The organism is Lacihabitans sp. LS3-19, from assembly GCF_024343575.1.
In the GTDB taxonomy this organism is placed as follows: domain Bacteria; phylum Bacteroidota; class Bacteroidia; order Cytophagales; family Spirosomataceae; genus Leadbetterella.
In genome coordinates, this window is the sequence record NZ_RJUA01000127.1 from 203,876 (window position 1) to 217,388 (window position 13,513).

Below are 13,513 nucleotides of genomic sequence, written 5' to 3' on the forward strand. Positions count from 1 at the left end.
AACTGATTAACTAATAACCATTAGCTAATTAACCAATAACTGATTAACTAATCAACTAATCAACCAATAACTAAGCCCCATATCTTCTCACCCTAATGTCCGCTTGTTCCTTATGTCCTGCAAAGTTCTCAATTTCGCAAAGTCTCGAGCAATACTCACCAATCATAGCACTTGCTTCTGGTGTTCTGATTTCTTGGTAAGTGCAAGTTTTCATAAATTTTCCAACCCACAAGCCTCCGGTGTATTTGGCACCATGTTTTGTTGGCAAGGTATGGTTGGTTCCGATAACTTTATCGCCATAAGCCACATTGGTATATTGTCCAAGGAAAAGTCCGCCGTAATTGGTCATTTTTTCTAAGAAATACCTTGGATCTGCGGTCATCACCTGTACGTGTTCGCTTGCTATTTCGTCAGCTTCTGCTACCATTTCGTCTATCGTGTCTACCACTATTACTTGACCATAATCTCTCCAAGACACACTAGCGATATCGGCAGTTGGAAGAGTTTTCAATTGTCTTTCTATTTCCAAAATAGTTTCTTTTGCTAACTTCTCCGAATTGGTCAACAAAATAGCTGGCGAAGTTGGGCCATGTTCGGCTTGACCTAATAAGTCCGTGGCACAAATTTCTGCATCGCTTGTTTCATCAGCTATGACCAAAGTCTCGGTTGGGCCTGCTAATAAATCAATCCCAATTTTGCCAAACAATTGTCTTTTTGCCTCAGCCACATAAGCATTTCCTGGCCCTACAATCATATCCACCGCACCTATAGTTTCAGTGCCTAATGCCATTGCAGCTATGGCTTGAACGCCTCCTAATAGATAAATTTCGTCCGCCCCTGCCATGTGCATGGCTGCCACGGTAGCGGCTGGAATTTCTCCTTTTATAGGTGGCGTACAGGCAATTACCCTTTTCACTCCTGCAACTTTCGCAGTGAGTACACTCATGTGAGCAGAAGCCACCATTGGGTATCTTCCACCGGGGACATAACAACCTACCGAGTTTACAGGAATATTTTTATGCCCCAAAAACACACCTGGAAGCGTTTCCACTTCAATATCTTTCAAAGCATCTTTTTGATGTTGAGCAAAATTTCGAATTTGGGTTTGAGCAAATTGAATATCAGTTATTACCTGCGATGGTAAAGTAGCTATGATATCAATTATTTGGCTTTTAGATAATTTAAAACTCTCAGGCGACCAATTGTCTAATTGCCTGGAAATATACCTAACTGCTTTATCACCACCAGTTTTTATTTGTTCAATAAAATTTTCAGCAGTTTCTCTGACACGTTTATCATTAGATTCCGCTTCAAAAAGACCGATGGCTGATTTTAATATTCTTTTCATTTATAAAAAACTATAATGTACAGCCACTGGAGACGTATTGAAAAAAGGAGATAAGATTGCCCTCCATTGAACAAACAATTCGGACGCTCGGAAACCAATGGTATGATCTTCCAAAGTCTCCCAATTTATGATGGCTAAAAACTGAGTAGGATTCTCAATACATTGTTGAAAATTCACGGAAACAAATCCTTTGGACTGAGAAATGACACTTTTGGCAGCGTCCAAAACACCTTTAAATTCATCTAAACCTTCTGCTTTGATATCGAAGGTGGCGATTTCTTGAATCATGATTATTAATTTTTATTCCAACCCTTAAGGCTATACTTATTGTACAAAAATAATATAAAATTAGATAAAAAAATGAATCACATAAAATCAATTACTATTCAATATCAATCATTTTTTTCTCCATTTTTTAAAAATTCTTAAATTATTAATCATTTCTTATCTTTAAGCAGTATTTGCTGTAATATTTGGGCATAAAAAAAGCTCAAAACTTGAGCCTTTACTTTTTTTTAAAAAAATAAATCTATACCCTTTCCACAATTACAGCATATCCCATACCAACACCTACACACATAGAGGCCAAGGCATAGCGTTTATTGGTTCTTTGCAAATGATTTACGGCAGCTTGAATTATCCTTGTACCTGACATTCCCAATGGATGGCCAATGGCTATCGCTCCTCCGTTTGGATTTATTCTCGGATCATTGTCAGCTAATCCTAAATTTCTTGAAACTGCCAAACATTGTGCTGAAAACGCTTCATTAAATTCGATAACATCGATATCGTTTAAATTCAGCCCTGCTTTTTTTAAGGCTTTTTGGGTAGCACCTACTGGCCCTATGCCCATTATTCTTGGCTCAACACCCACCACAGCTGAGCTAACTATTCTGGCTTTGGGTTTTAAACTATAAGACTTTAAGGCATTTTCTGAAGCAATAAGCATAGCGGCAGCACCGTCATTTAGGCCTGAAGCATTTCCGGCTGTTACGGTACCATTTTCCTTTTTAAACGCCGGCCTTAATTTAGCCAGTCCTTCTAATGTCGTATTGCCTTTTATAAATTCATCTTTACTGAAAACCGTAATATTTCCTTTTCTATCTGCCATTTCTACAGTTACGATTTCTTCAGCTAAAATTCCTGCATTTTGGGCAGCGAAAGCCTTTTGCTGAGAATTATAAGCAAACAAATCTTGGTCTTCTCTAGAAATCTTATACATTTCGGCCAAATTCTCCGCCGTGATTCCCATGGCATCTGTACCGTACATTTTCTGCATCAAAGGATTGACAAACCTCCAACCAAAACTCGAATCCTCCATTTTGGAGTCATTCCCAAAACCCTTTGAAGGCTTAGAAATCACCAATGGACCTCGTGTCATGTGTTCTACTCCGCCAGCTATGAAAATTTCTCCATCATCCGCTTTTATAGCACGATTGACCTGAACTACCGCAGACATCCCCGAAGAACATAACCTGTTGACAGTTTCGCCAGGAACCGTAAAAGGCAAACCAGCCAAAAGTAGGGCCATTCTGGCCACATTACGGTTATCTTCTCCTGCTTGATTATGGCAACCTAAAATTACGTCTTCAATCATTTCAGCAGGAATATTAGGATTCCTTTTCAACAATTCTCTAATAGGAATTGCGGCCAAATCATCTGCTCTGACCGGTGACAAACTCCCTCCAAAACTGCCTATCGGCGTGCGTATGGCATCAACTATAAATGCGTCTTTCATTCTAAAACTTCTATTCTATTTCCAAAAATATATAACCAAATCAAACGGGACAATCTAAAATTGAGCGGAAAAAGGACAACCATAAAAACTACAATTATAGCTAAGTTCCAATAATCAAACAGGTCATTTCCATAAAAATAACATCCAATAATTATCAAAAGACCTTCAAAACTCGCCAATCCATAGCTCACAAACATAGCACCCCAATAAAAGCCAATTTCAGGAAAAAAATTATAGTTACAGTTGGGACATTTGAGATTCATTCCTGTCAAATTCAAAAATGAAAACAGATTTTTATTTAAAAATACAAGGCCTTTTCCACACTGAGGACAACGATTTCTGAAAATATTTTTTATGACCATATTGCTGTTTTTACAAGCTAAAATTACGCTGAATATATTTAAATTTCACGATAAATTATTCTTTCTGATTTCATAGCGTCTTTTATTTTAATGCATTTGCAAACTTGGCAGTTGTCAAATTTCTTACCTCTTCTAAAGTAGCATTTGGCATTAACTCCAATAGTGTCAATTGACCATTTGGATATGCAAAAACAGCCTTGTCTGTAATAATCATATCAACAACTCCCGAAGCCGTTAATGGCAAAACGCAGGCTGGAACAACTTTGGCGGACCTATCGGGATTTGCATGTGTCATTGTAATAATTAACCTTTTGGCTCCTTTAGCTAAATCCATCGCTCCTCCAACACCTAAAAGTGGCTTACCAGGAACAGCCCAGTTAGCCAAATTTGCTGCTTCATCGCACTCCAAACCACCCATTATAGCTACATCAATATGTCCGCCACGGATCATAGCGAAAGACTCCGCACTATCAAAATAACTACTGCCTTTTAGCGGCGTAACAGGAATTTTCCCTGCATTTACAGGATAATCCATCGCTCCTCCCCCATCTTTTGGTACGGGCCCTACCCCTAACATACCATTTTCGGTGTGTAAAATTATCCCATGTTCGTCTGTTATCAAATCTGCAACTAAGGTAGGAATACCAATTCCTAAGTTCACTACATCTCCTTTTTTAAGCTCTTGTAAAGCACGTCTTGCCATATTCATTCTCACCTCGTCAACTTTCTTTGAAGAAGAAACTGAGGCAGAAGTGCCGAGATCTTCTAATGTAAGTTTGGCTTCTACCAGATAATCCACAAAACACCCTTGTGTATGAACATTTTCAGGGGCTATGGCACCAACTGGCACAATTTCTTCCACTTCCGCAATCACCAAATCAGCCGCAGTTGCCATGGCTTTATTGAAGTTATTTTCGGTCATTCTATATTGCAAATTGCCAGAAGTATCCGCACGCCATGCACGTATGAAGGCCACATTTCCTTTTATACTTTTCACAAAAACTTGCTCCTCGCCGTCTATAATTTTCACTTCTTTACCTTCGGCTATTTTTGTCCCTGCAGAAGTTTTGGTATAAAAACCACCAATCCCAGCACCGCCTGCTCGAATTGCCTCTGCCAAAGTGCCTTGAGGAATCAATTCTGCTTCAACCAAGCCACCCTGAACCGCCTTAACTGCGTTGGGATTTGAGGTAAAAAACGAGCCAATGATTTTCTTCAGTTGCCCGTTGGTCAACAAACGATCTCCTCCCAAGCCTGGTTCGCCAGTATTGTTACCAATAAATGTCAAATTTTTCGTGCCAATTTCTGCCAAAGCATGCATCAAATGAACAGGATTCCCTGTCATTCCGAATCCACCTTGAAGAAGGATGTCGCCTTCTTTTACCATAGAAGCGGCTTCTTTTAGACTAAGTATTTTAACTTCTTTCATTTATTCCTATCAATATTTCCTCAAAACTCTCAAATGGCAATCCCACATAATTTTCTGCAATCGTTGTTTTATATGCCTCTGAAATAGAAATATAATCAAACTTTGCTTTTTGCAATTGGTACTGAAAAGATCCATGCTCATCTTGTTTGTGAAACAAAGTGGTCATAAAATTCGAAAAATCTTGTGCTCTCCAATTTCTTTTCAAGGCTTGGCTGGAATAATTATCCAATGTTTTTATCGAATCGTTTTTATAATAATCCACCAATCCGTCTACCAAATGCTTGACATCTGCCACGGCCAAATTTAAACCTTTACCACCAGTTGGAGGGACAATGTGTGCTGCATCGCCTGTCAAAAACAGTCTCCCATATTGCATTTTATCAATAAAATAACTCCTCATAGGCGTTATGCTTTTCTCAAATATTGGCCCTGAATTTAGCTTCCAGCCTTCAGTTGCCAATCTTACCGAAAGTTCTTCCCAAATTCTTTCGTCTGGCCAATCTTCTACTTTCGCGTCATTTTCTACCTGAATATAAAGTCTGCTTACGGTATTTGACCTCAAACTATGCAAAGCAAAACCCCGCTCATGATAAGCATAAATAAGTTCTTCAGAAGAAGGAGCCACGTTGGCCAATATTCCCAACCAACTGAAAGGATATGTCACTTGATATTCACCATAGCTATCTTTAGGCATAGTTTTTCGACCTAAACCATGGAAACCATCACAAGCCGCTACAAAATCACATGATAAGGTATGATTTTCACCTTCGAAAGTATAGTATATTTTAGGATTTGAAGTTTCAATATCGATTATTTTCTTTGCCTCTGCTTCAAAAAACAACCTCTCTCCAGCCTCCTGCCAAGCGTCGGTCATATCTTTCACAATCTCTTGTTGTCCATAAATAGTAATATTCCTATCACCTGTGAGTTTACCGAAAGGGACCCTAATCCTTTGATTATCAAAATTCAAATAAACGCCGTGATGCTCCTGTCCTTCTTTCAAAAGCCTATCAGCTAAACCAAGATCTTTTAAAATATCAACTGTGTTTTGTTCCAAAAGTCCCGCCCTAACCCTCGACTCTACATACTCCCGACTTCTATTCTCTAGAATCACTGACGAAATTCCATGTTTCTTCAACCAATGAGCCAAAGTCAATCCAGCTGGCCCAGCTCCAATTATTCCTACTTGTGTTTTAATTTCCATTTTTAATCTCAAAAAATATTAATTTTTACCTAATTCTCTAAAGACCTCCTCCGCTGTTTGAATTGCCTCATTGGCCGCAGGCAAACCACAATACAAGGCTGATTGCATAATAACTTCTTTGATTTCATCTTTACTGACACCATTGTTAAAAGCGGCTTTTATGTGCATTTTCAACTCTGCCCCACGATTTAAAGCTATCAACATGGCGATCGTTATTAGACTCCGATTATGTTTTGAAAGACCAGGTCTAGTCCAAATTTCACCCCAAGCATAATGGCTAATGAAGTTTTGAAAATCTCCATTGAATTCATTGATTTTAGCATTGGCTTTATTAACATGTTCCTCGCCCAAAACACTTCTTCTAACATGCATTCCTTTTTCGAAAACAGTGTCGCCTACAAAAAAATCAATCAGCACTTTCGCATATTCTTTTGGTAATTCTGTGGCAGAAAGGTGCCGAGCAGGAAGTAACTTCAAAACTGCATTTGGCACCATAGAAACAATATACTCAGCTTGCTCCACATTGGTTACGGGATCTTCATCGCCTGTAATAACCAAAGTCTCGACCCTTAAATTTGACAAATTCTCTCGAAAATCTGCATCTCTGATAGCTTTACAACAATTTGAATAACCTTCAATATCGCTTCTCAAAAACATGGCTTTCGTTTCAGCAACTCTTTCTGGGTTATTTATTCTAAAAATTTCTGTAAACCAACGTTCCATTGTGTCATTAACAATAGCTCCCATTCCATTTTTTGAAATGGTTTCTATTCTGTCGTTCCACCTTTCGTCATTGCCAATTTTGGCTCCGGTATTGCTTAAAACTATCTTTTTGAAACGATTCGGATGATTTATACCCAACCATTGTCCTATTAAGCCTCCCATAGAAAGTCCACAAAAGCAGGCCGTTTCTAAGTTTAATTCGTTCATTAATTCTACTACGTCATTCCCTAATTGCTCAATCGTCGAATCACTACCAGATAAAAAACCTTCACTTTCTCCATGCCCGCGGTTATCGTACCTTAAAACCCTAAAATAAGGCAATAAATAAGGCACCAATTCGTCCCACATCATCATTTCTGAGCCCAATGAATTGGAAAAAATCAAAACTGGACTGTTTGGTGTACCTTGTATTTTGTAATTCATATTTATCAATATTTTCTCGCAAATGTCATAATTTAATTATCTCGCAAAGTCGCAAAGACACAAAGTTAAAAATCATAATGTACAAATATTCAACACTTTAATTAAAAGAAATTACTATTTTCAGTTGTTTTTTGACTAAACAAAAATCTTATAAGTTATTTACAATTCTAGTTATCCCATTTTTAATAAGTGGTTCATTGAAATTTATCAAAAGGCCGAGCTTCATTTGCGTAATACGAAGATAAGTCAGCAATTGCTTTGGATGTACAGGGGCAATAAGCTCAACAGACTTTAATTCGATAATTACTTTTTTCTCAACAATCAAATCTGCTCTAAAACCCATGTCCATTTTTATATTCTCCCAAACAACTGGGATACCTTTTTGCTTTTCTACAAATAAGCCTCGTTTTGATAATTCAAAATTCATAATTTCTTCATAAACCGACTCTAGAAGACCTGGTCCTAATTGTGTATGAATCTTGAAAGCCACATCAACAATTATTCTAGATAAATCATTTTCATTCATTTAATCAAAATTTACATTTCAACTTATTAAAATCAAAAAAATTAAAGCTCTGCGTCTTTGCGACTTTGCGAGAGTAAAATTGCATCCACTATCTCAATACTATTTCCAATTGAATTTTCAGGCATGAATAACTCATCCAAATTCTCTAATTCAATATTATTCTCAAGCAAAACTTCTTTCAAATGTTTCTTCTTAGAAATAGCGGTTTTACAAGCTTTTTCAACTATCTCATGGGCTTGTATTTTACCCATTTTTGTGGCTAAAGCCAAAGATACATTTTCGGCAAAAATCAAACCTTTTGTAATTTCAATATTATGAAGCATACGTTTTTCGTCCACTTCTAGGCCTGATATCAAATCAATAGATTTTTCTACACTTCCTCCAGTCAAAAGCATAATTTCGGATAAAACTTCCCATTCAGCATGCCAAAGACCCGCCGAACGTTCGTGTTCTTGACCCATTGACAACAACATACTTCCAACCAAATGCGGAGTTCTTGTAGCGTTGGCCAAAATGGCCGCACATGTCACTGGATTTCGTTTGTGTGGCATTGTACTTGAGCCGCCTTTTCCTTCACCCGCACTTTCAAATACCTCCCCTACTTCGGTTTGCATCAAAAGCGAAACATCTTTCGCAATCTTGCCCAATGTACCAACCAAAATCCCAAGTTTAGAAGCGAGTTCATTGAAATTATCCCTTTCAGACTGCCAAGAATTGGCTTTTTTTAATTTTAAAATCGAGGAAAAAGTTAAACAAATTTCATCCGTAATATTAGCATTTTGGCTTCCTACAGCACCAGAAAGTTGAATCACAAACAACCGCTCTTTCATTTCCCGAATCCTAGCAAAAGACCTTTCGATACCTTCAAGCCAAAGGGCAGTTTTTAGACCAAAAGTAATGGGTCTGGCTTGCTGCAAAAGCGTTCGACCAACCATTACTGTATTTTTATATTTTTCCGAAATTCTTACAAGTTCTGTTATAAAAATTTCTAGTTTTTTATCTAACCAGTCTACAAAATCTCGAATTTGTAAAACCGTGGCAGTATCTACAATATCTTGGCTAGTTGCTCCCAAATGAACAAATTTAGAAGCTTCAAAACTATTGTTTTTTACAACTTTCGTTAAGGCTTTTACCAAAGGAATAGCTGCATTTCCACCTAATTTTATTTCATTTTTGAGTTTTTCTATATCTATCATTTCTGGATTGCAACAGCCTACAATCACCTGAGCAGCCTCTTGACTTATGACACCATGCTTTGCCTGAGATTGAGCCAAAGCAGCTTCAACCTTTAACATATAGCCAACGGTATTTTTGTCAGAAAAAAGCTCATTGACTTCATTAGAATAAAAAAGCCCAGAATATAAACTCATTTGAGATAGTTTTAGATTTCAAAAAAAACGGTTTCGTTGTCTCCCTGCATGTAAATATTAAACTCGTAAAACTTTTCCTGTTTTTGAGCTATTAAGGTAGATCTACGACTTTCTTCAATCTGCAATAAAGTAGTGTCTGTTGTATTTAAATCTTCGTCTGAAAAATAAATTCTTGTGTAGGAGTGAATCAGTTGTCCACGCATAAACAGAATCACAGAAAGATAAGGAGCTTGCCCATCAATTGATCCCGGTTTTTGAGTTTTAAAAACAAAACTATTGTCTTTCTCCGTTCCAGTGCCGAATCTCCCAAACAGATTGTTTTTTGCATCCCAAATCTCCAACATGGCGTCAGGAATTACGTTTCCTTCGCCATCAAAAACTCGGCCTTTTACAATTATCTGCTCATCTTCTATAGCTACCAATTCATTATTAGCTAAGCTTTTAAAGCTATACAAATACTGCTCAGGCGTCAAACCATAGGCGAAATAAGGCCCGACAGTTTGTGAAGGTGTTTGTTTCATAATATTTTATATTTTTTCAAAAGGAGTAGCATTATTTCCTCTAAGTACAAAATCGAATCTATACCCCAAAGCAAAACTCTCTTCGGTGGCATCTAAATCAAATTTAGAAATCAACAAATCTCTGCCTTTTGGTGGTACGCCCAAAAATATTGGGTCGTGCTGCAATAAAGGATCGCCCGGGAAATACATTTGCGTAACCAAACGATTGGTAATATTGGCACCAAAAAGTGAAAAGTGGATGTGATTGGGTCTCCATGCATTGTAATGATTTCCCCAAGGATAAGCACCTGGCTTGATTGTATAAAACTTATAATTACCATTTGCATCTGTCATACATCTACCAGCACCCAAAAAATTAGGATCCAAAGGGGCATCATGTTGGTCAACTTTATGCACATATCTTCCGCAAGAATTTGCCTGCCAAATTTCGATTAGCGTATTGGGGATAGGTTGTCCATTTTCGTTAAAAACTGTACCATGCACCACTATCCTTTCGCCTAAAGGTTCTCCATTTACGATTGAGTTTCGGGTCAAGTCATGATCCAAAGTACCCAATTCAAAATCTCCAAAAACTGGCCCCGATAGCTCAGATAAACTCTGTTTCAAAAGTACCAATGGTTTAGTTGGGGCTCTTAATACCGTAGATTTATAGTCTGGATAAAGCCTTGGTGGCTGCACTTCTTCGTCGAAAAGGTTGTAAATCAAATTACTCATATTTTTAAAATATTAGTTCTTTCAATAAAATACTGAACAAATGTATTTTATAAATATAAATTAATCTTGGATAAATTAAAATTTTACTTGTACTTTTAAAACATAAATAGTTTTAATAATTAAAAATATAAATCTACATAATCCATAAATATTTATAAATAAATAATTTATAGTAATTAATAAAACAAAAATTTACTGTACTTTTAAAACATGAAGCAAGATTTTATAATATACAAAGGACTTTATGGGGACAATTCTTATACGCCAATGCTGGACTTTATCCATGCAGAGCCTTTGGAAGAAAGAAGCAAAATGTACAATTGGGAAATCCAAGAGCATTTACACACAGACTTGGTGCAGCTATTTGTTATTGAATCTGGCGAGGGAATTTTGTTTTCAGAAAAAAAAGAGCGGACCATTTTTGGCCCATGTGTTATTTTAATTCCGCCCAATTTTCTACATGGATTCAGCTTTCAGTCAGGCACAAAGGGCGATGTCATAACCTTTTCCGTGTCTTTTTTAAATGCATTAGAAAAAGGAAATTCAAATATCGTTTTCAATCTTAGCAGACTTGGGTATTTTGAATTTGAGAATCAAAAAAATGAATTTGAGAGAGTTTTGTTTTTCAAAAATAGCATAGTGGAGGAATTAAATACAGAACAAATAGAGAAGCAAAACTCAATCCTGAACTTGTTTTCCTTATTATTCATTTCCCTTTCAAGGTTTAATTACACACAAAACCTAATTTTTTCAGAAACCGAAAACAAAACCTTAAGATATTTACAAGTATTTCAGAAAAACGTAAGAAGAGACTTTCTAAACAATAAAACTATACAGGAATACGCCGAGGAATTGCAAATAACTACGGTGCATTTAAACCGTGTTTGTCGGTCGGTTTTAAAAAAATCACCCATCCAGATTATTCAAGAACAAATAATTGTGGAGGCCAAAAAGTATCTTTTAAATACGAAGTATTCCATTGCAGAAATTAGCTATATGCTCAACTTTAACGACCCCGCTTATTTTACGAGGTTTTTCAAGAAAATGGAAAAGGTTTCACCTTCCGACTTCAGAAAAGTCTAAGATTTCATAAATCTAATCAAAAGTATTTCTAGCAATAAAAACGCTAAAGCAGCTATAATGAAGTATTTCCAAAGCGGTTTACCCATCGAAGTATCTCTAAAAGCCTCGATGAAACTGCCATCAAAAATATCGTCATAAACCTCCACATTAATTTGATTTTTAAAAAAACCTCTCAAAGTTTCAGGGCTATAAACATCCATTTTAGATTCTTTATGGTCATGATTTAGAGCCAAGGTTTTTTCTACTTTTCCGTTGATTACTAAATCATAAAATCCTGAACCAAACAGTTGTCCATCACTCAATTCAGACGACTTAGGCAAGGTAAGATTCAAAGTTTTGCCCATCAAACGTTGCACAGGTATTATTTCTAATTTGTCATTTTTAAGTTTATAGCTTGCATTCTTAGGAGCATTTGGCATAAAAAAACTAAGACTAGATTCGCTAAAACTATAAGCCAAGCGATCTGATTTACTGCTCAAATAGGCCATTTTATAAAAAGTCGGTACAAAATAAGCGTGCTCAGCAAAGTTGCCAAAGTTGGCATTAAATGGACTCGCAAACAAATATAGATTCCCGTCACCAACTTTAGTTTTGGTTAAAAAACCTCTTCCATTTCTAAAGCTCAAAAGCTTATCTGCCGCTCCAGACCATTGTAATTTATTAATGGCTTTCGGCAAACTAACCATACTATTAAACGAGCTCCTTTCAAACACATCCTCAAAAAACGGCGAGGCTTTATCTGGCTCATTTATTTCCAAAAGATTATCAACTGTAGGCACATCACTACCTATTTCAAGGTTTTGTATACCATACTTACCTAAAAAAGCCTGCAGATTTTGCACTGAAGGGTTGTCAGAAGGACTTATAGCCACACTTCCACCATCTGATAGAAATGTTTCAATAGCCAGCTTTGTCTCTCCATCTAAAGTAGATATCCCTTCCAAAACCACCAAGTCCGCATTCTGAATTTGGCCTGGATCAAAATTGCTTATAGGCGAACTCTGAAAATTAAACAAACTGTCGTTGGCATACATTTTTGCTATATAATTCTGAGAACTTCGCTGCCCAAAAAGATGCAAAACGCGAATAGTTGGCGAAGCATTTAAAACAAAATAGTAGTCATTGTCAAAAGTTATCGGCTGATCGTCAAAAATTACCTTGCCTTTATGCGAGCCTCTTTCTTTCACAGTAAAATTAAACTTTGCCATAGCAGAACCATTAGCAGGAATATCTACTGACGAAGTGGATGACTGAACATTATCCAGATATAATTTCAAAGACAATTTCTCAACACCTTTATTGCCAGAGTTGGATACCTTGATATTTAGCACATTGTTTTGCATTTCACGCACAACAGGCATACTGAGCCAAGTAGAATCTACGTAAACATTCTGAGATGTTTTGCCCACTACAGGAATCAGATGCACTTTGTCATTTGAGTCTATCTTTAAGTTTTCTAAAACCCCAGCAGTACTCTTTTGAAAATCCGAGAACCAGAAAAAATGATTTTCAGCCGACGGATTGTGTTTTTGGGCAATCGAACGTTGACGTTTGTAAACTTGCTCAAACGTCCTCGGTACTTCTGAAAAATCTACTGTGGTCAGTCTGTCTTTAACTTTGGAAGCGTTGGTCACAAACTGATCTTGGCCATCAAAGTCATTGGTGGTCATTTGTACATTCGATGACCTATTGAAAATAGAGAGCAATTCGTCTATTTTGATAACTGCAAGATCCAGAAATCGTTTGCTCTCTGTGGTATTTTGCATACTGAGGGAATTGTCAAGATAAATGCCATTAATACCTACAGGTTTTGAACTAAGGCTTTTGTTATTCTTAAAGAAAATTGGCTGAGCAAAAGCCAAAACCAAACATGCTAAAAAAAGCATCCTTGCGGCCATTACAAGCCATTGTTTCAATTTCCTAAAAGCCGATGATTTGGTTTCGACGGTTTTCAAAAGGGCGACATTAGAAAAATAAACCTTTTTGGTTCTTCTAAAATTAAAAAGATGAACAATGAGCGGAATACTCAAGGCCAACAATCCCCACAAAACACTTGGAAACAAAAACTGCAT

13 protein-coding genes and 1 pseudogene are annotated in these 13,513 nt (G+C 36.9%); 1 reads left to right on the forward strand and 13 read right to left on the reverse strand.

Going from position 1 to position 13,513, the window contains the following annotated elements; all coding sequences use genetic code 11:
- Nucleotides 1-70 precede the first annotated feature (70 nt).
- The 12 genes and pseudogenes from hisD to pcaH form a co-directional block, all read right to left on the reverse strand.
- Nucleotides 71-1,348 (reverse strand): histidinol dehydrogenase, encoded by a 1,278-nt coding sequence (hisD, locus tag EGI22_RS21480; RefSeq protein WP_255070569.1) that lies wholly within the window; start codon nt 1,346-1,348, stop codon nt 71-73.
- Entirely contained in the window at nt 1,349-1,636 is a 288-nt protein-coding gene (locus EGI22_RS21485; protein WP_255070572.1) for an antibiotic biosynthesis monooxygenase, read from the reverse strand. It lies immediately after the preceding gene.
- A 241-nt stretch (nt 1,637-1,877) separates the two neighbouring features.
- Entirely contained in the window at nt 1,878-3,086 is a 1,209-nt protein-coding gene (gene pcaF, locus EGI22_RS21490) for a 3-oxoadipyl-CoA thiolase (protein WP_255070573.1), read from the reverse strand.
- Nucleotides 3,083-3,448: a DUF983 domain-containing protein gene (locus tag EGI22_RS21495; protein ID WP_255070574.1), complete on the reverse strand. Its 366-nt coding sequence runs from the start codon at nt 3,446-3,448 to the stop codon at nt 3,083-3,085. The genes pcaF and EGI22_RS21495 overlap by 4 nt, the downstream gene beginning before the upstream one ends.
- 82 nt (nt 3,449-3,530) lie before the next feature.
- Nucleotides 3,531-4,877, reverse strand: a complete 1,347-nt coding sequence (locus tag EGI22_RS21500) for a 3-oxoacid CoA-transferase (protein ID WP_255070575.1) — start codon at nt 4,875-4,877, stop codon at nt 3,531-3,533.
- Complete coding sequence (locus EGI22_RS21505) at nt 4,864-6,081, reverse strand: 4-hydroxybenzoate 3-monooxygenase (RefSeq protein WP_255070576.1); 1,218 nt, start codon at nt 6,079-6,081, stop codon at nt 4,864-4,866. Before EGI22_RS21505 ends, EGI22_RS21500 begins: the two co-directional genes overlap by 14 nt.
- 18 nt (nt 6,082-6,099) lie before the next feature.
- Entirely contained in the window at nt 6,100-6,492 is a 393-nt protein-coding gene (gene pcaC / locus EGI22_RS24195) for a 4-carboxymuconolactone decarboxylase (RefSeq protein ID WP_369010888.1), read from the reverse strand.
- Nucleotides 6,487-7,227: pseudogene (gene pcaD / locus EGI22_RS21510) on the reverse strand (3-oxoadipate enol-lactonase); the annotation flags it as partial. The gene pcaC and the pseudogene pcaD, both read right to left, overlap by 6 nt.
- Nucleotides 7,228-7,375: 148 nt before the next feature.
- The gene (locus EGI22_RS21515) at nt 7,376-7,753 is read right to left on the reverse strand and encodes a GxxExxY protein (RefSeq protein WP_255070578.1); all 378 of its coding nucleotides are present in this window, start codon (nt 7,751-7,753) and stop codon (nt 7,376-7,378) included.
- 41 nt (nt 7,754-7,794) lie between these two features.
- A complete protein-coding gene (pcaB, locus tag EGI22_RS21520) occupies nt 7,795-9,123 on the reverse strand; it encodes a 3-carboxy-cis,cis-muconate cycloisomerase (RefSeq protein ID WP_255070579.1) in 1,329 nt (442 codons plus the stop codon).
- Nucleotides 9,124-9,134: 11 nt separating this feature from the next.
- Nucleotides 9,135-9,644, reverse strand: coding sequence for a protocatechuate 3,4-dioxygenase subunit alpha (locus EGI22_RS21525; protein WP_255070580.1), 510 nt, complete (start codon nt 9,642-9,644; stop codon nt 9,135-9,137).
- A 6-nt stretch (nt 9,645-9,650) separates the two neighbouring features.
- Nucleotides 9,651-10,358 carry a protocatechuate 3,4-dioxygenase subunit beta gene (gene pcaH, locus EGI22_RS21530; RefSeq protein WP_255070581.1) on the reverse strand — a complete coding sequence of 236 codons (708 nt, stop codon included), beginning with the start codon at nt 10,356-10,358 and terminating at the stop codon, nt 9,651-9,653.
- Nucleotides 10,359-10,568: 210 nt separating this feature from the next.
- Here pcaH and EGI22_RS21535 point away from each other — a divergent pair, with 210 nt between their 5' ends.
- The gene (locus EGI22_RS21535; RefSeq protein ID WP_255070582.1) at nt 10,569-11,441 is read left to right on the forward strand and encodes a helix-turn-helix domain-containing protein; all 873 of its coding nucleotides are present in this window, start codon (nt 10,569-10,571) and stop codon (nt 11,439-11,441) included.
- Here EGI22_RS21535 and EGI22_RS21540 read toward each other — a convergent pair.
- Nucleotides 11,438-13,513: a BatA domain-containing protein gene (locus EGI22_RS21540; RefSeq protein ID WP_255070583.1), complete on the reverse strand. Its 2,076-nt coding sequence runs from the start codon at nt 13,511-13,513 to the stop codon at nt 11,438-11,440. The genes EGI22_RS21535 and EGI22_RS21540 overlap by 4 nt on opposite strands.